General features: G+C 31.2%; 19 protein-coding genes. 8 read left to right on the forward strand and 11 right to left on the reverse strand.

Translation table 11 applies throughout. The features are described 5' to 3' along the window. Positions 1–22: 22 nt before the first annotated feature. The 4 genes from ACJJVO_RS01210 to ACJJVO_RS01225 all read right to left on the reverse strand — a co-directional run bounded on the left by ACJJVO_RS01210 (position 23) and on the right by ACJJVO_RS01225 (position 4,531). The gene (locus tag ACJJVO_RS01210; protein ID WP_405569456.1) at positions 23–1,039 is read right to left on the reverse strand and encodes a COX15/CtaA family protein; all 1,017 of its coding nucleotides are present in this window, start codon (positions 1,037–1,039) and stop codon (positions 23–25) included. Between the two features lie 20 nt (positions 1,040–1,059). Continuing rightward, positions 1,060–2,478, reverse strand: coding sequence for a CCA tRNA nucleotidyltransferase (locus ACJJVO_RS01215; protein WP_405569459.1), 1,419 nt, complete (start codon positions 2,476–2,478; stop codon positions 1,060–1,062). Between the two features lie 160 nt (positions 2,479–2,638). Next, a complete protein-coding gene (locus ACJJVO_RS01220) occupies positions 2,639–3,343 on the reverse strand; it encodes a sugar phosphate nucleotidyltransferase (protein ID WP_405569461.1) in 705 nt (234 codons plus the stop codon). Positions 3,344–3,346: 3 nt separating this feature from the next. Next, complete coding sequence (locus ACJJVO_RS01225; RefSeq protein ID WP_405569463.1) at positions 3,347–4,531, reverse strand: UDP-N-acetylglucosamine 4,6-dehydratase; 1,185 nt, start codon at positions 4,529–4,531, stop codon at positions 3,347–3,349. Between the two features lie 203 nt (positions 4,532–4,734). Between ACJJVO_RS01225 and ACJJVO_RS01230 the strand changes: the two genes are divergently transcribed. Next, positions 4,735–5,496, forward strand: a complete 762-nt coding sequence (locus tag ACJJVO_RS01230) for a lipopolysaccharide kinase InaA family protein (protein ID WP_405569466.1) — start codon at positions 4,735–4,737, stop codon at positions 5,494–5,496. Between the two features lies 1 nt (position 5,497). Here the strand turns inward: ACJJVO_RS01230 and ACJJVO_RS01235 are convergent, their stop codons facing one another. The 5 genes from ACJJVO_RS01235 to ACJJVO_RS01255 all read right to left on the reverse strand — a co-directional run bounded on the left by ACJJVO_RS01235 (position 5,498) and on the right by ACJJVO_RS01255 (position 10,239). Beyond that, positions 5,498–6,253, reverse strand: a complete 756-nt coding sequence (locus tag ACJJVO_RS01235; RefSeq protein WP_405569468.1) for a glycosyltransferase family 2 protein — start codon at positions 6,251–6,253, stop codon at positions 5,498–5,500. A 32-nt stretch (positions 6,254–6,285) separates the two neighbouring features. Then, a complete protein-coding gene (locus tag ACJJVO_RS01240; protein ID WP_405569471.1) occupies positions 6,286–7,353 on the reverse strand; it encodes a UDP-N-acetylglucosamine 2-epimerase in 1,068 nt (355 codons plus the stop codon). Positions 7,354–7,382: 29 nt separating this feature from the next. Continuing rightward, positions 7,383–8,327, reverse strand: a complete 945-nt coding sequence (locus ACJJVO_RS01245; protein WP_405569472.1) for a stealth family protein — start codon at positions 8,325–8,327, stop codon at positions 7,383–7,385. A 58-nt stretch (positions 8,328–8,385) separates the two neighbouring features. Continuing rightward, the gene (locus ACJJVO_RS01250) at positions 8,386–9,291 is read right to left on the reverse strand and encodes an ATP-grasp fold amidoligase family protein (protein WP_405569474.1); all 906 of its coding nucleotides are present in this window, start codon (positions 9,289–9,291) and stop codon (positions 8,386–8,388) included. Positions 9,292–9,423: 132 nt separating this feature from the next. Further along, entirely contained in the window at positions 9,424–10,239 is an 816-nt protein-coding gene (locus ACJJVO_RS01255; RefSeq protein ID WP_405569476.1) for a 2,3,4,5-tetrahydropyridine-2,6-dicarboxylate N-succinyltransferase, read from the reverse strand. Between the two features lie 542 nt (positions 10,240–10,781). On the opposite strand from ACJJVO_RS01255, the gene ruvX reads away from it, so the two are divergent. From ruvX to mazG, 4 genes are all read left to right on the forward strand, one after another. Next, positions 10,782–11,198: a Holliday junction resolvase RuvX gene (gene ruvX, locus ACJJVO_RS01260; protein ID WP_405569479.1), complete on the forward strand. Its 417-nt coding sequence runs from the start codon at positions 10,782–10,784 to the stop codon at positions 11,196–11,198. A gap of 180 nt (positions 11,199–11,378) precedes the next feature. Beyond that, positions 11,379–11,969: a peptide deformylase gene (def, locus tag ACJJVO_RS01265; RefSeq protein WP_405569482.1), complete on the forward strand. Its 591-nt coding sequence runs from the start codon at positions 11,379–11,381 to the stop codon at positions 11,967–11,969. Positions 11,970–11,979: 10 nt separating this feature from the next. Continuing rightward, entirely contained in the window at positions 11,980–12,411 is a 432-nt protein-coding gene (locus tag ACJJVO_RS01270; RefSeq protein ID WP_405569483.1) for a DUF5606 domain-containing protein, read from the forward strand. A gap of 82 nt (positions 12,412–12,493) precedes the next feature. Next, on the forward strand, positions 12,494–13,267 hold the full coding sequence (gene mazG, locus ACJJVO_RS01275) for a nucleoside triphosphate pyrophosphohydrolase (RefSeq protein WP_405569486.1): 774 nt from the start codon (positions 12,494–12,496) through the stop codon (positions 13,265–13,267). A 608-nt stretch (positions 13,268–13,875) separates the two neighbouring features. On the opposite strand, the gene ACJJVO_RS01280 is transcribed toward mazG, so the two are convergent. Further along, on the reverse strand, positions 13,876–16,320 hold the full coding sequence (locus tag ACJJVO_RS01280) for a TonB-dependent receptor domain-containing protein (RefSeq protein WP_405569488.1): 2,445 nt from the start codon (positions 16,318–16,320) through the stop codon (positions 13,876–13,878). A gap of 102 nt (positions 16,321–16,422) precedes the next feature. On the opposite strand from ACJJVO_RS01280, the gene ACJJVO_RS01285 reads away from it, so the two are divergent. Further along, positions 16,423–16,785, forward strand: coding sequence for a CoA-binding protein (locus ACJJVO_RS01285; protein ID WP_405569491.1), 363 nt, complete (start codon positions 16,423–16,425; stop codon positions 16,783–16,785). On the opposite strand, the gene ACJJVO_RS01290 is transcribed toward ACJJVO_RS01285, so the two are convergent. Continuing rightward, complete coding sequence (locus tag ACJJVO_RS01290; RefSeq protein ID WP_405569492.1) at positions 16,782–18,227, reverse strand: sodium:solute symporter; 1,446 nt, start codon at positions 18,225–18,227, stop codon at positions 16,782–16,784. The two genes, ACJJVO_RS01285 and ACJJVO_RS01290, sit on opposite strands and share 4 nt — an antisense overlap. A gap of 76 nt (positions 18,228–18,303) precedes the next feature. Here ACJJVO_RS01290 and ACJJVO_RS01295 point away from each other — a divergent pair, with 76 nt between their 5' ends. Both ACJJVO_RS01295 and recR read left to right on the forward strand, forming a co-directional pair. Then, entirely contained in the window at positions 18,304–20,838 is a 2,535-nt protein-coding gene (locus ACJJVO_RS01295) for a T9SS type A sorting domain-containing protein (RefSeq protein ID WP_405569495.1), read from the forward strand. Positions 20,839–20,921: 83 nt separating this feature from the next. Next, entirely contained in the window at positions 20,922–21,539 is a 618-nt protein-coding gene (gene recR, locus ACJJVO_RS01300; protein WP_405569498.1) for a recombination mediator RecR, read from the forward strand. The last annotated feature ends 5 nt before the right edge of the window (positions 21,540–21,544 follow it).

Raw genomic sequence — 21,544 nt, forward strand, 5'->3', positions numbered from 1 at the left:
GCAAAGTTAAATCATTTTTTAATTATTTCGTAAAGCGATGTAAAGTAAATGTCATTGCACTAAGCAAAATAAATGCACCAACCTGATGTAGTACTCCTAACCAAACCGGAACAGCTAATATTAACGTTAAAACACCTAATAAAAATTGAACACCTACCATTGCTAAAAGAATATTTATACCTTTAGTTTGAAACGAGGTAAGTGTCATTCGTTTAGCTTTATACCAAATAGCGAGTATAAAAATAACTACAACATAAGCAAAAATTCTATGTACAAATTGAACTCCACTTTTGCCTTCTAAAAAGTTGAGGTAGGTTGGGTTTTGTTCAATGTATACGGTTTCGTGAATCCATTTTCCTTCATTCATTAAAGGCCAATGGTTATGAACCCATCCTGCATCTAAGCCAGCGACAAAAGCACCATAAATTATTTGAATGATAAGCACAACTAAAGCAATTCTAATAAAATTCCTTAATTTTTTATCAACCGCTTTTTTGTTTGGAAACATTAAATCTAAAGCCACCCAAAACGTATAGGCAAAAGTTAAAAATGCCGTGGTTAAATGTGCAGCCAATCTGTAATGACTAACATCTGGTCTATCTACTAAACCACTTTTTACCATATACCAACCTAAAAAACCTTGAAAACCTCCCATTATTAAAAGAATCGTTGCTTTTTTTATGGTAGATTTAGAAAGACGTTTTTTTATTAAGAAATAAATAAATGGAATAATGAATACTAGACCAATAAATCGGCCAATGACTCTATGAATCCATTCCCAGAAATAAATATCCTTAAATTCTTCGATATTAAAGTGATTATTGAGTTTTTGATATTCTGGGTACTGCTTGTAAAGTTCAAAGGCTTCGTTCCATTCTACGTCATTCATAGGTGGAATTGTACCAGAAATTAATTTGTAATTAGAAATGGATAACCCAGAATGTGTTAATCTGGTTATACCTCCAACCACAACCATTATAAAAATAAGAATACAGCCAGTGAGTAGCCAGTAGATGACAGCCTTATTATCTTTTTTCATAGCACTTATATTTTTAAGATTTAGTTTGTTGAAACTTTTAATCCTAATTTTTCTCCTTTTTTTAACATTAATTCAAAAGCAGCTTCGTGTTCATTAGGTATATCTCCTTCTAAAATAGCTTCTTTTATGGCTTCTTTAATTAATCCAATTTCTCTTGAAGGTTTTAAATTGAAGGTTTTCATAATCTCTTCTCCAGTTACAGGTGGTTGGAAATTCCTCACCTGATCGCGTTCTTCAACTTCAATAATTTTATCTCTTACTTTTTGAAAGTTATTATGATATTTCTTGAATTTTTTAGGATTCTTAGTTGTAATATCAGCTTCACAAAGTGTCATTAAATCCTCAACATGATCACCAGCATCAAACACCAGGCGTCTAACGGCAGAATCTGTTACTTCTGTAGCTAAAACTATTGGTCTAGAACTCATAAATACCATTTTTTGAACAAACTTCATTTTGTCATTAAGTGGCATTTTTAAACGTTTGAAGAGTTTGTAAACCATTTTTGAACCTACAAATTCGTGCGCATGAAACGTCCAGCCAATTTTTTTATGGAATTTTTTTGTTGGTGCTTTACCAATATCGTGCAATAATGCAGCCCAACGTAGCCATAAATTATCTGTAGTTTTTGCAATATTGTCAACCACTTCTAAGGTGTGGTAAAAATTGTCTTTATGGCGTTGTCCTTCAATTTCATCAATACCTTTTAAGGCTGTCAATTCAGGAAGAATAAAATCTAAAAGTCCTGTTTTTTCTAAAAGAATAAAACCTATAGATGGTGTTTTACTTTCTAAGATTTTATTGAGTTCTACAACAATTCGTTCTTTAGTAATAATATTAATACGATCTTTATTATCAGCTATGGCTTTGAGAGATGCTTCTTCAATTTTAAAATTGAGTTGCGTTGCAAAACGTATGGCTCGCATCATACGCAAAGGATCATCACTATATGTAATATTGGCGTCTAAAGGTGTGCGGATGATGCCTTTATCTAAATCACTTAGGCCATTAAACGGATCTAATAAATCTCCAAAATTGTCTTTATTAAGACTAAGTGCTAAGGCATTTATCGTAAAATCACGTCGGTTTTGGTCGTCTTCTAGTGTGCCGTTTTCAACAATAGGATTTCTACTGTCTTCGTTATAACTTTCTTTTCGTGCTCCAACAAATTCAATTTCAATATCATCGAAACGCAACATTGCAGTTCCATACGTTTTAAAAACTTGAACTTTAGGTTGGTTAGGTAAGTTTTTAGCAACTTGTTTTGCTAAATCAATACCACTACCAACTGCAACGATATCTATATCTTTAGCGTCTCCACGTTCTAACAGATAATCGCGCACAAAACCACCAATGACATAGCTTTCTACTTTTAATTCTTCACTAGATTGCGTGATGTATTTAAATATGGCGTGTTTTAATGCTTGTTTGTGATTCATAAGATAATTGAAAGTACAGATGCTTTATAAATTAATTAAAACAGCTGTATTTTTAGCTGTGCAAAGATACGACACGTAGCTAATCTTTTAAAATGAATACCAAGCTTTTTGAGGTGGATTAATTATTTGGAATTTTATAATAGTAATTAATAGAACTAGGTTAAAATTTTAAGTGTTTTATGTCTTCTTGGGCTTTTTTAAAATCATCATGTTTTCCAATGTCTAACCAATAATCTGAAATTTGGTAATTGATAATTTTTTTATCCTTCGCTAATAAGACTTCAATTAAATCTGTAGCGTCAAAAAAGGTGTTTTCTGGAATGAAATCTAAACATTCTTTCTTAAATAAATATATACCAGCATTTAAATTATAAGTGTAAGAATGTTTCTCTTTTAAATTAGAAACAAAGCCGTCTTCTATTTCTACGACATCATGCGGAATAGCCACGTTATAAGGAACAGTTGCAATTAAAGCATCAACTTTTTTTAATAAAAAATCATTAAAAATGGCTTCTAAATTTATATTAGTTAGCAAGTCTGCATTCATAACCAATATGTAATCTTTGTTTAGATTTTCTAGTAGTTTTAGAGCGCCTATGGTTCCTAAGTGCTTAGTTTCTTGAATAAAATTAAAATCGATATGATGTTTATTGTTGTCTTTAAAATATGCAACAATCTGTTCACCTAAATAATTGATTGAAATATGGATGTGTTTAATTCCGTAAGAAGCCAAAAGATCTGTACTGTACTCTATTATTGGTTTATCTCCAATTTTTAAAAGTGGTTTTGGGGTGTTTTTAGTTAAAGGCGTTAAACGTTCACCTTTACCACCAGCCATAATTACAACATCTATTTTATTATGCATCGGTTACATTTTATGATCTAAATATTTACCAACTTCATTATGATTAAAGTTGGGTAATAGTTTGTTGAATAACGTTACTAAGTCTTTTTTTGTCCATGATTTTTTAGCTTTAAGGTTATTTATAGATTTAGAAAACTGATTGAGTTTATCACTTACATCTAAGTCTTGTTTGTTTTTAACAATACCAATAGTACTAAAACGTTCTAAGTCTAATTGTTCGTTTTTGGTAAAAAAGGTTTCAGAATCTTTTTCGCCAGTGGTATTACTAGCTGTCAATAAATAAGGCCATTTTCCTGTTTGAGGTAAGGTCTTAGCTAATTGTCTGGCTTCTTCTTCTGTGTTACACAAATAAGGTTTATAGCCTAAGTTTTCAATATGTTTTATGGCAATATCAGCAAAACTAGTAGGATGTAAACCTTCGCTTGATTTAGGAAAAAATATGTCGTTAGTTTCTCCTAATAGGCAAGACATTAAGCATAATTCACCTGATTCTTTTGGTGTAATAAAGTATCTTCTAATATCATTTGGCGCAACAATAGGTTGTTGTTTTTTAATCCGTTGCTCAAAACTATATAACAAAGACCCATCTGAAAATGCTACATTAGCAAAACGTGCTGTAGAAATATTGATATCTTTACTTTTTTGCATTAAAAAAAGTTCCATAATTCGTTTAGAGGCTCCCATCATATTCACAGGATTTGTCGCTTTATCTGTAGAAACGCAAAAATATTTTTTCACGTTATTTTCAATGGATTGCTTAATGGTTTTTTGTGTATTAAAAATGTTTACATCGATCATGCGCATTAATGTAAATGGATCTTCTTCGCTTCTCACATGTTTTAATGCAGACAAGTTTAATACATAATCATAATTGCCGTCTGATGCAATAAATGCATCATATTCTATAGACCCAATATCTAAGGCGAATGTTTTAAACTCACCATTGATATAACCAAAAGAACTTCTGAGGTCTCTTACTAATTCTACTAAATTATTTTCGCTAATATCAACGACATGAAGTTTAACAGGTTGGCGTTTAAAAATTTCTTTGGTAACGGCTTGCCCTATAGTGCCAGCACCTCCTAAAATTAAAAATTTTGAAGCTTCTACTATAGAGTTAACCTGGTTATGGGTTGTTTTAATATCGCGTTCAAACATTTCATTTCCTCTGCCAATGAGATTTAACATTTTAAGTTCATTCGATATTTTGTGGTTCATAAGGCAATTAAAGCTACTGATGTTTTATAATTCAAAAGAAAAAACAACTAATTCTTAGCTTTGTAAATATAGGGTTTACCAATTATGTTTTAAAATTGTTGCATTTATTTCTTTACTTTTATTATGATAAAAATTTTCACATTTAAGATTATTAAAAATTGTAATATTGCGACATGAAAACTTTTAGAATTAGAACTGAATACAAGGATTCCCAAGAGAAACTTGATTATTTTATTCAAAATTTTGAAACAGAAGGTATACCTTTTGGTGATCAAAAAAGGAATTCTCTTAGACTCTTTAAACTAAAAGATATACAGGTTAATATAAAATCTTTTAAAGTTCCGAATATCGTTAATCAAATTGCTTATAATTTTTTTAGAAAAAGTAAGGCACAACGCTCGTATGAATACGGTTTAGAGCTTAAGAAACGCGGAATTGGTACACCAGAACCAATTGCGTATTATGAATTTAAAACCCTTTTTCTTTTTAAGAAAAGTTATTATTTGTCTGAACAGGTAGATTGCGATTTAACGTTTAGAGAACTCATACACGATTTTAACTACCCAGATTACGATGCTATTTTAAGGGCATTTACAAGATTTACGTTTCAATTACATGAAAAAGGAATTAAATTTTTAGATCATTCACCAGGAAATACCTTAATTAAAAAGGTAGATGATGGCTATGAGTTTTTTTTAGTGGATTTGAATCGTATGGAATTTAAACCCATGAACTTTGAGGATCGTATTAAAAATTTTGACAGATTAACTATCCATAAATCTATGGTAGAAGTTATGAGTGATGAGTATGCTAAAGTTTCAGGTGAAGATTATGATAAAATAGTGAATTTAATGTGGGATGCTACAGAAGCTTTTCAGGCTAAGCATCATAAAAAACAGCGCATAAAGAAGAAATTGAGATTTTGGAGAAAATAGGTTATTCCATGCCTTTTCGTAATAACCAAAGTTTTACGTACCGCATAAATATTACATAAGACTGAATACAACCAATTACAAATCCAACAACACCGTCTCTGAAACCACTTTGTATGATATAGTGTTTAAAAAAACCCCAAAATGGCTTAATAACGAAGTGATAAGGTGTTAATTTACCTGTTTTTTTATCATAATCTTTAGCTTGCCACCAAGCGTAACGGTTCATTTTTTCTAAGTACTTGTCAAAAGTAATATATGTGTTATGGTAGAGTTTGTTTTTTAATCTTCCGACAGTACCATCTGCAATAATTTCTGCGTGTACCTGTTTGTCTTCATATTTACAAGCATCACGTTTAAATAAGCGAATAACGCTATCATTTCGCCAGCCACTATAATGCACTCGTTCTCCCATAAAATGATTCATTCTACCAATCCAATAGGCAACGTGTTTATGATTGGGTTGACTTAAAATTTGTAAAATTTCTTCTTTTAATTCAGGTGTTACACGTTCATCTGCATCAACTAATAAAATCCATTCGAATTTGGCTTGTGGGATAATCCAATTTTTTTGAGATGCAGAATATTCATAAGCTCTTCTAACTACTTTGGTGGCTAATTCTTGTGCTTTTTCGTAGGTGCCATCAGTGCTAAAGCTATCTACTACTAGAATTTCGTCTGCAAAACTTACCGAATTTATAACGGCTTCAATATTATGAATTTCATTTCCTGTTGGAATAATTGCAGTTAGCTTATGCATTTATTTGTTTATAATTTGGTGTAAAAATACGTTTAATTTTTTATCAAAAAACTCTTTAAAGTAAAGTAATCTAAGCGTTTTCTTATTTTATATTTTCTGATAAGGTTGAGAGGTTTCTTTTTTAAATAACGTTTGTCTTTGTGTAAAAAGGTCAGGCAAGCATCAACAACACGTTTACTAGATTTACCATCAAAATAAGGATGTAATTGCGTAATAAATTCTTCAATGTTTTTTGTTAAATTCAATGACGGATTTAGTGCTTTGGTAAAAGCATCTTCAATTGCGTCTGGTGTAGCGATGTTTATAAGATAATTATGGTTAAATGTATGATTGTAAGTGACTACGGGTTTTTGTTGAAGTAAAAACTCTTGAATAGCAGATGTCGTATCTGCAAACATAATATCTGCCTTTTTAAATAAGGGAATTAAATCTGTAGTATTATAATAGGTGAAATTTTTATTTTCTAATGATTTCCATTTGTCTTTTATGTCATTGGATAGCTTAGGATGAAGTACCATGATAAATTTGTATTTGTCAGTATTGGAAAGTCTTTTAATCTCTTTAAAAACGTCGTCTTGTAATGCTAAACTTAAGCGTTTGGTAAATGTAGAGGCAATCATTATAGTTGGTGTAGCATTCTTAACTTTTATGTTTAATGGGAATAAAGGATCTACTTTGCTCCAACCTGTTTCTATAACTTCAAAATGCGGATGCTTTTTTTGTTGCTCTTTAAATCCAGAAGTAGAGGTTGGACCTTGAGTACAATACAAATCAAAAAATCCACGAATTCTAAAATGAGAAAAATTATTGTCTCCTTCAGGTCGCTTTTGAGCATTAAAGCCATGGAAAATTTGCACTTTCAAACCTGAGATAAAATCCGGAACATCATTGGTTGCGGCCAACACAATATCTGGCTTGTAATTTACAACACTTTCAATTGTGTTTAATACATTATCTTTTCCTTGTAATGCTGTTTTACCATCGTCAAGGTCGCTAAACCACATTACGGTATCACCTCTGCTTAAAATTTCTTTTTCTAAAGGAATCCCTATGGGCAAAGCATAACTATAAGATATGTATATTAAAAATTTGTAATGCATTCTACTTTTGTCTTTTAAGCTTTAAGAATTTAGCGCATGCGTTCTTCTAACCAACCTAATATGTAATTCAAAATGTGAGGCGGACTGCGATCTAAACTTTGGAGGCCTAAGAATAATTTGTCCTTAGTTTTTACATTTAATTTAAATTTATACCAATACAATGGTTTTTTATAAGATCTAAAATACATCAGTTGAAGATCACTTTTAAAATAACATGTTTTGTTTTTTATTTCTAAATGATTTGCTAGTCCTTGTGGTGTAAATTGACTCGTTTTTCTAAAGCGATGTTTTATATTTTCTATAAGCACATCTTCGTTAGCTTCAAAATAGGTTTCAAATGTCGATTTTCTAAGCGGATGTGGTGTGTGCTTAAAATTGTAATATTTATTAAATCCGGCTAGCCGAGCTGCATTTTGCTGAATAGATTTATGTCCTACTCTTGGTTTTTTAAATCTTTTATAAAAAATATCCTTATCAAACTTTAGCCATTTGCCTCTCAAAATAGGAAGTCCATCTTTAAAGAAATCACTAGGCTTGGTTTCATTTATTAAAAAGAAATCATCATTAAAATAAATAAAGTGTTCTGCTAAATCCGGAATTCTGTATAAACAGGTTTCAATTGGTCTGCAATTAAAAGTCGGTAAGTAATCATCGTAATCTTTAAAAATAACTTTATGATCTACTATAGATACTTTTTTATAAGTGTGCTCTGTTTTGCTGTTTTTTAAAAAATCTGGGGTTTGATTATCTGTTATGATGTAAATATTTCTAATATAAGGAGCGTATTTTAAAATAGAATCAATGGTGAATTTAATTTCATTGACTTGGTCATAACGTGTTCTAAATTTTTCCGAATTTACCTTAGTCTTGTCTTCTAAATAAGGTAACATTTTGGCTTTATGGTTTTCGTCATTACCATCTACCCATAAAATTACGGCATCTATTGGGTTATTTTTAGAATTGTTTTCTATCATAATATATTACATCGAAAGGATAAATATTAGCTTAAATCAAAAATAGGATTTAACATATTTAGGTGATGATTTGTTGCCCTTTGTTTAATTTAGGTAACTTAAAATAATTGCCAATAATAGTATTGTATTCTTCAGGGTAAAAAGCTTTTCTAGCATCAGAGGGGTAAAAAGTCATTTCACCAAAAATTGTTTTTCCGTTTATAGAATAAAAATCTACCCTTACAAATGGTATGTTTTCAGCCAAAGTTTCAGCGCAATTTATCATCTCCTCTAGATTAATAGGTTTTTCTATTTCTGAAGAAATACTTTTATAACTAGAACTTTTTCCAAAAGGTAATAAATTAAAATCTAAATCAAAACAGCCTTGCTTGTGGTCTTCCTCTCTATCTATATGAACATCTATAAACTGAGCTTTACCGTCAAAACAGTAAAATTTGTAATCCACAAGTGAAGTTTTATCATCCTCTTTTAAAAACTTCTCAATTATTAGTCTAGGAGGTACATCTTTATAAGCCCATTCTTGTCCTATTCTGTAATATTGATTTTTACTTAGCCATTTCTTAAATAATTTAAGTGCTTTAGTTTTATCGAGCGTTTTTTTATCTGTGACTATGAGGTTATGACTACTAGTATGTGTTGCTTTTATTGCAAATTTATTAGGTAAATCATCAAAAGGGACATCTTCAGCGTTTTCATAAACACCGTAAACCTCATTGAGATATTGAGCACCAATTTTATTTTCTACAAAATCTCTAACAGCATATTTATCTACTAATTGATTTAAGATTTTTGGACGATAAAACACCTTGTACCATTCAATTTTCTCATTAAACTCTTTTGGGTTGTCCAAGTTTAATTTTTTACCAGAAAAATATTCGTAGTGATAATGTACGTACATTTTAGATGGTAAAAAACGCATTTTTCTCAAATGCTTTAAGAAGAATCTACGTATTTTATTAGACATTATTTATATGGTTTTAACAAATGTAATATAATTATATTGTGCCTTTTAATAGTGTAAATTCTACTATAATTCACCTCACCATAGCTTTTTTATTGTACCTAATGGTTGTTTCTTTATATGTCTTACTGACGCTTATACAGCTACATCATACTCACGTAAAGCATCGTTTAAAGAGGTTTTTTTATTGGTGCTTTCTTTTCGCTTACCAATAATTAAAGCACATGGTACTTGAAATTCGCCAGCAGCAAACTTTTTAGTATAGCTACCAGGAATCACTACAGAACGTGCAGGTACAACACCTTTAGTTTCTACAGGTTCGTCACCAGTAACATCTATAATTTTAGTACTCATTGTTAAAACAACGTTAGCACCTAAAACCGCTTCTTTTTCTACACGTACACCTTCAACAACAATACAACGACTGCCAATAAAAGCACCATCTTCAATAATAACAGGAGCCGCTTGTAATGGTTCTAAAACACCACCAATACCAACACCTCCAGAAAGGTGAACATTTTTACCAATCTGTGCACAACTACCAACCGTTGCCCATGTGTCTACCATAGTGCCTTCATCTACATAAGCACCAATATTTACATAACTTGGCATTAAAATAGTACCAGAAGAAATATAAGCACCATGTCTTGCTACAGCATGAGGAACAACTCTGATACCTTTTTCTGCATAACCACGTTTTAGTGGAATTTTATCATGATATTCAAAAATGCCAACTTCAAATGTTTCCATTTTCTGAATTGGGAAATATAAAACAACGGCTTTTTTTACCCATTCATTTACTTGCCAACCATTATCCGTTGGTTCTGCGACTCTCAATGTGCCTGCATCAACAAGGTCTATGACATTTCTAATAGCGTCTATAGTCTCTTTATTAGTTAAAAGTGAACGATCGTTCCAAGCATTTTCTATTATAGATTGTAATTGTTTCATAAGGAATAAAGTAAAAAAATTAAGTTCAAAGATAAGTCCATAAATAGCCATCAAAAAATTTTTTTCAAATAATACGAGCTTAAACGAAAAATAGTGGGCACTAAATAAATGAATAATAAATTTTTTGATATCTATAAAAGAGTAGCAATGTGCGAGTTTATTGTTGTATTTGTTTGGTATTTAACTGTGTTAGAAATGTATTTGGAAAAATAATATCAAAATTATTAAGTATAAATGTGACTTATTAAAATTAGTAGTGTCTTAACTATAGATTAAACGGATGATAATTTATTCATAATAATTTTATCGGAGAATTTAATTAATAGCTAATTTCGAAAACCCCTTTCCCCTTTTTAGGGGTTTTCTTTTTTTTAAGTTTAAATAATGTGACTTAATTAAATATTAGGTGTCTTAAAAGTGATTGATGAAATGATTTATTTTTAGAGGGAATAATATCATAAAATTGGTTTATTTAGATTGGTTATCTATTAAAACGCTTCTTTTTATAAGAGGCGTTTTTTAATTACTGTATCTTTGTAAGTATGGGAAGAATATTAGCCATTGATTATGGTACAAAACGAACAGGTATAGCAATTACAGACGAAATGCAAATTATTGCATCAGGATTAACCACTGTTGATACCAAAGAATTACTTCAGTTTCTAAAAGACTATATTACAAAAGAAAAGGTTGAAAAAATTGTAGTTGGCTTACCTAAACAAATGGATAATACAGCTTCAGAAAGTGAAGTTTATATTCAGAAGTTTTTAGTACAATTGGCAAAGGCGATTCCTAATATTCCTGTAGATCGTGTGGATGAGCGTTTTACATCTAAAATGGCATTTCAATCTATGATTGATAGCGGATTAAAGAAAAAGCAGAGAAAAAACAAAGCATTGATTGATGAGATTAGTGCGACTCTAATTTTGCAAAGTTATCTTTCTAGCAATTTATTCTAAACTTTAATGTTATATAAAATTGAGCATTTTTATAACTTAGAGTTATACTCTGTGTTATTGAAGATCATTTGAAAGAGGTTAGTCAGTGATGTTAGCAATGAAATATCTAAGTAATTTAGCTTTAATTTTAGAATTATTATCACAGAAATTGGTACTTTTGCACCCGAAAATAAACAAAATATGATTTTACCTATCGTAGCTTATGGCGATGCAGTTTTAAAGAAAGAGGCTAAGGAAATTGATAAAGATTATCCTAAACTTTCTGAACTTATTGATAATATGTACGAAACCATGTATGGTGCGTATGGTGTTGGTTTAGCTGCACCTCAAATTGGTTTGGCAATTCGCTTATTTTTAGTAGATGCTAGCCCTTTTGCTGATGATGAAGATCTTTCTGAAAAAGAAAGAGAGCAAATGAAAAATTTCAAAAAAACATTCATTAATGCTAAAATTTTAGAAGAAGAAGGGGAAGAATGGTCTTTCAATGAAGGCTGTTTGAGTATTCCAGATGTAAGGGAAGATGTTTTGAGACAACCAAAGATTAAAATTCAATATCAAGATGAGAATTTTGATACACATATTGAAGAATATGATGGCTTAATTGCTAGAGTAATTCAACACGAATATGATCATATAGAAGGTGTGTTATTTACCGATAAATTATCATCATTCAAAAAGCGTTTAATAAAAGGTCGCTTAACTAATATTTCAAAAGGTAAGATTAAAATTGATTACAAAATGCGTTTTCCTCTTATGAGTAAAAAACGTTAATAATATATATATGAGCTTAGACAAAATTTTATCCATTTCTGGAAAACCAGGTTTATACCAAATCGTTACGCAAACCAGAACAGGTGCTGTTGTAGAGTCGTTAATTGACAAAAAACGTATTACTGTTGGTGCGCATAGTAATATTAGTATTCTTAGTGAAATCGCTATTTATACTTTAGCTGAAGAAGTACCTTTAAGAGATGTACTTAAAAAGGTTAAGGAAAAAGAAGGTGGTAATCCAACATCAATTAGTCATAAAGACGGAAAAGATACTTTAGAAGAATTTTTCTTTGAAGTATTACCAGATTATGATGAAGATCGTGTATATCCATCAGATATTAAGAAGGTTGTACAATGGTACAATTTACTTCAAAAAAACAATCTTTTAGACTCACTTGAAGAATCTAAAGAAGACAAAAAAGTTTCTGACGAAGAAGAATAAATAGTACGTCAGTTCGAGTGATTTTTGTTGTATAATTTTTCAGAATAAAAATTGTATTGAGAACCTATTTTATACTGAATTTATGTCAGAAAAAGCAGCCCAATTAAAAGCCTTTGAGCGTTTGTTAAATATCATGGATGAGTTGCGTGAGCAATGTCCTTGGGATAAGAAACAAACCATGGAATCTTTACGCCATCTCACTATTGAAGAGGTTTACGAACTTGGTGATGCTATTCTTGATAAAGATTTAGAAGAGGTTAAAAAAGAATTGGGAGATGTTTTGCTTCATATTGTGTTTTATTCTAAAATAGGAAGTGAAACTAACGATTTTGATATTGCAGATGTTTGTAACAGTATTTGCGATAAATTGATAGATCGTCATCCACATATTTACGGTGATGTGGTTGTTAAAGATGAAGCTGAAGTAAAACGTAATTGGGAACAGTTAAAGCTTAAAGAAGGTAAAACAAGTGTTCTAGAAGGCGTGCCTAAAAGCTTGCCTGCTATGGTTAAAGCGAGCCGAATACAAGAAAAAGTTGCTGGTGTAGGCTTTGATTGGGAAGAGCCAGAACAGGTTTTTGCAAAAGTAGAAGAGGAGTTAGCAGAACTTAAAGTTGAAATCGCAAAAGGCGATCAAGATGCTATTGAAAGCGAGTTTGGTGATGTTATGTTTTCAATGATTAATTATGCACGCTTTCTTAACGTAAATCCTGAAAATGCATTAGAACGTACCAATAAAAAATTCATTAAACGCTTTCAATATCTTGAAGGCAAAGCTAAAGATTTAAACAAATCTCTAAAGGACATGACACTTTCAGAAATGGATGTGTTTTGGGAAGAGGCTAAGTTGCTTTAAATATCTACAAAGTCAGAAATCACATCAAAATTTTAAATAATACAAAGTGCTATAACTTGTTTCAGTATTAGAAACTAAGCAGAATAGCGCTATGGTTTTAATAAGTTTTTAGCTTATATCATAAAATTATCTAAAAATTTAAAACAGAAACATCCAAAAGTGATTCTTGTGCGTAAATACCGTATATAAAAGCAAACTCGCTTTTATAATCTTAGTAGGAGATCTTAATTATTATTTTAAGCGGTTGTAATTAAGATTAATTTAGTTTAGTTAGGGCAAAACCCATCTGTAGTAACAGATGGGTTTTGATATTTATAATAATCTTTAACATTTATTGGTATGACAAAAAAAGTCCAGACATTTTTTTGTCTGGACTTTCCAACTATTAACCAACTTTAACTAACACTATTATAAAACTTAATTTATAATCATTACTTAAAAACTTATCTCATTACTATAGACGTAAAAAGGTCTGTTTTATTTCATAGATAACTACATTTAACGCGTATTTAACAAAAACCCGAAACTTACGTTTCGGGCTTTCTTAATTTAATAGTTAAACACTTTCACTAACCATCAACTAATTATGTTAACTATTAAATATTTGTTTAAAACATACCTCCGCCATTTTTTACGTCATTGTCTCGTTGTTTACGAGATTTGGCTCTGTATTTTCCACCTCCAAAACGGTAAGATAATCGTCCTGAAATTTGTTGACTCTCCCAATTAAATTGGCCTTGTTGTACGTATGGTCTTTGTCCATTAAATTCCGCATACATTGTATCAAAAATATCATTATAACTCAAACTAAAGCTAGCTCTGTTGTCTTCCAGAAAACTATAGCGCATTCCTAAATTAACCATAAGCATGTCGCTCATTTCAAATTGAATGTTTTTATTCTTTCCTCGGTACATTCCAAAGGCTGAAAAACTTAAGCTTTTACTCACTTGAAAATTGTTAAATGCTCTTACGTTCCATGCTATATTATCTACTTCAACTGTATTTAAAACAATATCTCCATTGTCAAATGATTCTGCTAAACTCTTTTGGGTTTGAGAAAATAAATCGAAACTTGCATTAATACTCCACCATTCAGTTGGTCGGTAATTAGATGATAATTCTATACCATAAGCTGATGTGTTATCAAAATTTAAATTGGTAAGAATTAAACGTTCTGGATCTGCTCTGTCGATTAAAATGGCTTGTTGAATTTCATCTTCAATAATTCTGTAAAATACACCAGCTGTTATGCTCCCTTTTTCGAGTTGTCTAGTGTAATTTACTTCAACAGAATTAGTAAATTGAGGACGTAATTCCTGATTTCCAAATTGCGAAATCAATGATGTATTCCATTCGGGTAACGGATTAACTTGCCCAATTCCTGGACGGTCAATTCGTCGACTATAACTAAATTGGTATGAATTCTTTTCAGAAGGAGTATAGGTTGCAAATGCAGAAGGATATAGTTCAAAATAATCATTCTTAAAAACGGAGTTTAGTTCGTCACCAGAATCTAAATCTTTTTTAAACGCATCAGAATCTACAGTAACCGTTTCTGCTCTTAAACCAACTTGGTAGCTCCATTTTTCTATAGTTTTACCATAGGTTGCGTAAGCAGAATAAATATCTCTAGCATAATTAAAACGTGTGGTTGTTGGGATGTATTCTTCAGCCTCATTCTGCTCTCTTGCATTAGATTCGTAAAATATATCTGTATCAAATAAACGTGCTTCTAAACCTAATTCTAGTTTTGAAGATTCAGATAAAGGATTTACATAATCTAAATTTATAGTTGTATTTTTTCTGTCCGTATCTGTGTCTTCTATAAAGTTTGGACGCTGCGCACTGAAAAATACATTATTAGTATCTCCTAAACCGTCGTATACATTGTGGTCAACTTCGAGTTCAATATTATGACCTTCCTCATTAAAATCGTGCTTGTAATTAAAATTATATTGCTGTGAATTGTTTTCGTTATTTGCACTTGCAAATTGCGTTTCATTAAGTGTAGAATTTGTAAGGTAGTTAATATGAGAATTCGATGTTGTCCAACCATCAAATATATTCTGATTGGTAAAAATTGAAATGGTATTCTTCTTATTCAAATAATAATCCAATCCAACTTTAAACAGATTCGATTTGTTATTATTAAGTATATCAAAGTTTTGTTCAATGTCTTGCTCTGTTCTATTTATATATCCATAATTGTCATTTTTTGCAACACTATTGCTGTATGAACCATATAAATTGAATTTTCCGTTTCGGTAATTAGCATCAATAGAACCATTGAATTTTGGTTCAATATCATAAGCTAATCCAACGTTAATGTTTCCGTTAAAACCAATTTGTGTGTTTTTATGAAGTACAATATTTATAAAACCGCTCATGCCTTCAGGATTGTATTTTGCTGAAGGATTAGTAATTAATTCAATACTTTTAATAGATGTTGATGGAATTTGTTTTAGTAATTGTTCAGCAGGAATGTTTGATAATTTTCCATCAACCATAACACGAACATTCTGATTGCCACGTAAACTTATGGCACCAGATTGTTGATCTACACTAACCGAAGGTAAGTTATTCATAATCTCACTAGCATTTGCGCCAGCCGTTTGTAAATCTTTACCAATGGTAATTACTTTGCGATCTACTTTTTGTTGAATAGTAGAAACATCTGCAACAATAGTTACTTCATCTAAACCTGTAGCTTCTTCTTCAAGTTTAACGTCTCCAATATCTACTTTGTAATTTCCTTTGCCAATGGTTATGCTTTTATCTAAAGTTTGGTAACCTACAAACTGAATGGAAACGAGAACATTGCCTTCAGGAATATTTTCAATTTTAAAGGTGCCATCGTTATTGGTAATTCCGCCTGTAATGATTTTGTTTGCAGCATCTTTAATAACAATATTTACATAAGGTAAAGGTTCGTTAAGTTCTGCATCGATAACACGGCCAGATACAGAACCGCTTTTAATATCTAGATTGGAGTTGGGTTGTGCGCTTATAATAGTTGATGAAACTAGTACAAGCATTAGTAAGAAATGCTTCATTTTTGATTGATTTTTTGATTGATATGATAGTTTATTATATACTAGACGACTACTTTTACATTATGTTACTCTTTTAAATTATCTTAACATCTTTTTAACATTATGAACAAAAAAACACTAGTTATTGGAGCTTCATTAAAGCCTGAACGTTATTCTAATATTGCAATTAAAAGATTAAGAAAGTATAAGCATGATGTTAAAGCTTTTGGGTTAAAATCAGGAATGGTTGAAGATGTGTCTATAGATACTGAATTAATGCCATATAAGGATATTGACACAGTAACGTTGTACCTAAATCCTATGCGTCAAAAACCATATTATGATTATATTATAGGTCTAAATCCTAATCGTGTTATTTTTAATCCAGGAACAGAAAACTCGGAATTTTATAATCTATTAAAGCAAAATAATATTGAATTTGAAGTGGCTTGTACGTTGGTTTTATTAGGCACAAATCAGTATTAAGCTTTCTTTTTTATAAGAAAGAGTCCTAAAAACATTATTAAGCCATTGTAAATTAATATTTCAAATCCTATTTCATGCCCATTAAATAATTCTTTTGAATATATATTAATGAGGTAAGAAACAAGTGGAGCAGCAATGGCAACAACCCATACCAACTTATCTTTAATTTTGTATTTAGTAATTAGGCCAAAAGCAAATAATCCCAATAGTGGTCCATATGTATAACCAGCAGCTTTGAATAGCTCCCAAATTACGGACACATCTTTAAAAATTAAATCAAATAATAAGATTACTAAAACGAGTGCAAAACTAAAGCCAATATGTACACGTTTTCTTAGGCCTTTTCTTTCAGTTTCAGGTTTGTTTTCAATATCTAAAATATCAAAACAAAAAGAGGTGGTTAATGATGTTAATGCGGAATCTGCACTAGAGTATGCTGCCGCAATTAAACCTAGTAAAAAGAATGCAGAGGTGATAATTCCTATTTCAGGAAGCATAGCAATTGTTGGAAATAAATCGTCCTTTGAAGCTGTAATTCCATTTTTTGCTGCATATTGTGTAAGCATCAGTCCAAGGATTAAGAATAGAATATTTACAAAAATTAAAACAATGCTAAAAGTGACCATGTTTTTCTGAGCATCTTTTAGATTACGGCAAGTCAGGTTTTTCTGCATCATGTCTTGGTCTAAGCCAGTCATGGTTATCGTAATAAATACACCAGATAAAAAACTCTTCCAAAAATATTGAGAATCATTGCTGTCCTCAAAAAAGAAAACTTTACTCAGGTTACTTTCTTTGGTGTATGTTACAATATCTCCAATACTGTTTAAATCTAAAGCTGAAGCTAAAAAAGCAATTGTTACAACTACAGAAACCAACATGAATAAAGTTTGAAGCGTATCTGTAAAAATGATGGTTTTTATACCTCCTTTAAATGTGTATAGCCAAATTAACGCAATAGTAATCATTACGGTAATAGCAAATGGAATATCAAAAAGATCAAACACTAAAAGTTGTAATACCTTAGCAACTAAAAATAAGCGGAAAGCCGCACCGACAGTTCTAGAAATTAAAAAAGCAACAGAACCAGTTTTGTAACTCACAATTCCAAAACGATCTTTTAAATAGGTGTAAATAGAGGTGAGGTTCAATTTATAATATAGAGGAAGCAATACATACGCAATTATGAGGTAGCCAAAAAAGTAACCAAAAACAACTTGTAAATAACCAAATTGTTTGGCTTCTATTGCACCAGGAACAGAAATAAAAGTTACTCCAGATAATGAAGCTCCAATCATACCAAATGCCACTAAATACCAAGGTGCAGACTTATTCGCTTTAAAAAAAGCATCATTAGAATCTTCCTTTCCTGTAAAATAAGAGATCAGAATGAGCAATCCGAAGTAACATGCAATTAATAATAAGATTGATGTTGGTGACATGAAGTATAAAGTTTTAGTAATATTTTTGAAAAGTAGTACATTTGAAAAAAAAGACTGCTTTAAAAACTAATTATTTATGAAAAAGATTATCTGCTTAACTACGTTTATGCTGTTCGGATTGAGTCTCTTTGCTCAAGATTTTAAGCAGCTTATTGCCGAAGGGACAAATACAGTTGAAGATATAGTAGAAGTAGCAGAGCGTCACTTTGATTCCGTAGGAAGAGAACGTGGAAGAGGCTATAAACCTTTTAGACGTTGGCAGTATTTTGCGGAACGTGCAATGGACGAAACAGGAAAATTAAAGTCTCCGGAGTTTTATTATGATGAATTAGAAAACTACAATGCGAGAATAAATAATGAAGGATTACTAGCGAGAACTGTTGTTGGTACTTGGGAAGAAATGGGACCAACCTATTGGAATGCGACTTCAGGTTATAATCCAGGTGTGGGCAGGATTACTTCTATTGCGACAGAAAATGGAAATCAAAATCATATTATAGTTGGAAGCGAGACAGGTGGAGTTTGGAAAAGTTTGGATGGTGGAATGACTTGGACAGTACTAACTGATAATCTAGCTAATATGGATGTATATGCACTTGCCATAGATCCTGTAAACAATTCAACCTATTATTGGGGTTCAAGGAATGGTTCAATATTTAAATCCATTAATGGAGGATCTACATGGTCACTGCATAGTAGCTTACCTGGAGGTGGTCAAGTAAATAAAATTTTAATTCACCCAACGGATGATTTAATAATATATGCTAGTTCTCAAGGTAATGGTCTTTATAAATCTATGGATGGTGGTTTGTCTTGGTCATTAATTCATGTTAGTTCTAATACAGGCTTTGATTTTGAATTTAAACCGGGTGATCCAAGTACTATATATGCTTCTGGAAATATTTTTTTTAAATCGATAGATAATGGAGTAAGTTTTTCTAAAATAGATGGAACTAGTATTAATCAATTTTCAACAGGACCTAAAATGATTGGTGTTTCTTTAAATGATCCATCGGTAGTGTATGTATTAGAAGCAGCAAGTGGCTTATTTGGAGGGTTGTATAAATCAATAGATAGTGGTGTTAGTTTTACAAAATTAGATCATACTGATAAAAATTATTTTGGTTATGATTCTTTGGCAGAGGATGATAGAGGGCAGGCTCCAAGAGATATGGATATTGCTATAAATCCTAATAATATTAATGATGTCCATATTGCAGGAATTAATACTTGGAGGTCAATAAATGGTGGAGTTAATTTTACTATTACATCACAGTGGACGCCTTTCAATTCTAATAATCAAAATATAGGTTATTGTCATGCAGACATAGATATTCTAGAGTTTGTTGGCACTGGTTCTAATGTGAAACTTTTAGTAGGATCTGATGGAGGAATTTATAGAGCAGATAATCCAACTCTTGTAAATAATAATTATTATACGGATTTAACTGCTGGTTTAGGAATTCGACAATTTTATAAAATTGGAGTAAGTCAAACAAATATTGTTGTTGTTACTGGAGGTTCTCAAGATAATGGTTCTTCAGTGCTTGGGTTAAATGGAAATTGGACAGATTGGTGGGGCGCAGATGGTATGGAAGGTTTTGTGGATAAAAACAGTTCACAAACTATTTACGGCACTTCGCAATTTGGTTCTTTTGTAAAAAGTTACAATGGAGGTGGTAATATCGCTTATCTTACTCAACCAGATGATAAAGGCGGTGATTATAACTGGAATTGGGTAGTACCTTTTGAGCAAGATCCTATTATTCAAAATGTAATATATTGTGCTTTTGATGAAGTTTATAAATCTATTGATGGAGGTGATAATTGGATCTCTATTTCTTCAAATTTTGGGGCTGATATAGACCATTTTAAAGTAGCGCCTACAGATAATAGTAAAATGTATTTGTCTATTAATGGTGAATTTTGGTATACTACTAACGGAGGAGCAAGTTGGTTGCAATCTTCTTTCAGTATAGGAGGAGGACGAATTAATGAAATTGCTGTTCATCCTACAGATTCTGATAAAATTGCAATTGCTACAACAAACAATCAAAAAGTTTATATAAGTACAGATCATGGTATAACTTGGACGTCTATTCTTTGGGACTTACCAAATTTTTCTGCTCAAGCTCTAACTTGGCAAAATAATGGTAAAGACGGACTTTATGTTGGTATGAATTATGGCATCTATTATACGGATAATGATTTAGGTGATACTTGGTCTCCTTTTAGCAATGGATTGCCAAATGTTAGAATTAATGAACTTGAAATTAACGCAGTGGAAGGTAAATTGTATGCTGCAACATATGGCAGAGGGTTATGGAGATCTAGTCTTTATGATGAAACATTAAGTGTAAATGATTTTGAATTAAATAATTTTTCGCTATACCCAAATCCTGCAAAGAACGAAGTATATTTAAAATGGAATGCAAATGAAGGTGTCGCTGTAAGAATCTACGATACACTTGGTAAACTTATGTTTTATAGTAAAAATGTAAATTTATCAAATGAATACAAAATTGATACTTCAGCATTTAATACTGGAGTTTATTTTGTGAAATTAAATACATCTAAAGGTGAAATAATAAAAATACTCATTTTAAAATAAAATCGTTTAACTTTTAAAAAGTCCAATTGCAAAGTACTAGTGATTGGACTTTTTTGTGCCTAAAAATCTGTACCTTCGCGCTCATGGAATTTTCATCAAAACTCTTAGAAAACGCAGTTAACGAAATGTCACAATTACCAGGAATTGGTAAGCGTACAGCATTACGTTTGGTTTTACATTTATTAAGACAACCAGAAAGTCAAACATTTCAATTGGCAGATGCATTGTCTAAGGTGAGACGAGAAATTAATTTCTGTAAATCATGTCATAACATTAGCGATAGTGTTCTTTGTGAGATTTGCGAAAATCCTAATAGAAATAGCGAACTTATTTGTGTCGTTGAAGATATTAGAGATGTAATGGCTGTAGAGAATACAAGTTCTTTTAAAGGATTGTATCATGTGTTAGGCGGAAAAATATCTCCAATGGATGGCATTGGGCCACAAGATTTAAATATCTCGTCATTAGTAGAAAAAGTAAAAACAGGACAAGTAAAAGAATTAATCTTTGCAATGAGTCCAACCATGGAAGGAGATACAACAAACTTCTATATCTTCCGACAAATACAAGATTATAACATTGCAACATCAACTATTGCACGAGGAGTTGCTGCCGGAAATGAATTAGAATATACCGATGAGATTACTTTAGGTCGCAGTATTATAGACCGTGTGCCTTTTGAAGCCTCTTTAAAATCTTGATGAAA

Origin of the sequence: Winogradskyella sp. Asnod2-B02-A (genome assembly GCF_045063645.1) — a bacterium.
In the GTDB taxonomy this organism is placed as follows: Bacteria; Bacteroidota; Bacteroidia; order Flavobacteriales; family Flavobacteriaceae; genus Winogradskyella.

What these genes read in the sequence shown, in the direction of transcription:
- ACJJVO_RS01210 (WP_405569456.1), bottom strand. Translation starts at nt 1,039, where the DNA reads ATGAAAAAAGATAATAAGGCTGTCATCTACTGGCTACTCACTGGCTGT.
- ACJJVO_RS01215 (WP_405569459.1), bottom strand. Translation starts at nt 2,478, where the DNA reads ATGAATCACAAACAAGCATTAAAACACGCCATATTTAAATACATCACG.
- ACJJVO_RS01220 (WP_405569461.1), bottom strand. Translation starts at nt 3,343, where the DNA reads ATGCATAATAAAATAGATGTTGTAATTATGGCTGGTGGTAAAGGTGAA.
- ACJJVO_RS01225 (WP_405569463.1), bottom strand. Translation starts at nt 4,531, where the DNA reads ATGTTAAATCTCATTGGCAGAGGAAATGAAATGTTTGAACGCGATATT.
- ACJJVO_RS01230 (WP_405569466.1), top strand. Translation starts at nt 4,735, where the DNA reads ATGAAAACTTTTAGAATTAGAACTGAATACAAGGATTCCCAAGAGAAA.
- ACJJVO_RS01235 (WP_405569468.1), bottom strand. Translation starts at nt 6,253, where the DNA reads ATGCATAAGCTAACTGCAATTATTCCAACAGGAAATGAAATTCATAAT.
- ACJJVO_RS01240 (WP_405569471.1), bottom strand. Translation starts at nt 7,353, where the DNA reads ATGCATTACAAATTTTTAATATACATATCTTATAGTTATGCTTTGCCC.
- ACJJVO_RS01245 (WP_405569472.1), bottom strand. Translation starts at nt 8,327, where the DNA reads ATGATAGAAAACAATTCTAAAAATAACCCAATAGATGCCGTAATTTTA.
- ACJJVO_RS01250 (WP_405569474.1), bottom strand. Translation starts at nt 9,291, where the DNA reads ATGTCTAATAAAATACGTAGATTCTTCTTAAAGCATTTGAGAAAAATG.
- ACJJVO_RS01255 (WP_405569476.1), bottom strand. Translation starts at nt 10,239, where the DNA reads ATGAAACAATTACAATCTATAATAGAAAATGCTTGGAACGATCGTTCA.
- ruvX (WP_405569479.1), top strand. Translation starts at nt 10,782, where the DNA reads ATGGGAAGAATATTAGCCATTGATTATGGTACAAAACGAACAGGTATA.
- def (WP_405569482.1), top strand. Translation starts at nt 11,379, where the DNA reads ATGATTTTACCTATCGTAGCTTATGGCGATGCAGTTTTAAAGAAAGAG.
- ACJJVO_RS01270 (WP_405569483.1), top strand. Translation starts at nt 11,980, where the DNA reads ATGAGCTTAGACAAAATTTTATCCATTTCTGGAAAACCAGGTTTATAC.
- mazG (WP_405569486.1), top strand. Translation starts at nt 12,494, where the DNA reads ATGTCAGAAAAAGCAGCCCAATTAAAAGCCTTTGAGCGTTTGTTAAAT.
- ACJJVO_RS01280 (WP_405569488.1), bottom strand. Translation starts at nt 16,320, where the DNA reads ATGAAGCATTTCTTACTAATGCTTGTACTAGTTTCATCAACTATTATA.
- ACJJVO_RS01285 (WP_405569491.1), top strand. Translation starts at nt 16,423, where the DNA reads ATGAACAAAAAAACACTAGTTATTGGAGCTTCATTAAAGCCTGAACGT.
- ACJJVO_RS01290 (WP_405569492.1), bottom strand. Translation starts at nt 18,227, where the DNA reads ATGTCACCAACATCAATCTTATTATTAATTGCATGTTACTTCGGATTG.
- ACJJVO_RS01295 (WP_405569495.1), top strand. Translation starts at nt 18,304, where the DNA reads ATGAAAAAGATTATCTGCTTAACTACGTTTATGCTGTTCGGATTGAGT.
- recR (WP_405569498.1), top strand. Translation starts at nt 20,922, where the DNA reads ATGGAATTTTCATCAAAACTCTTAGAAAACGCAGTTAACGAAATGTCA.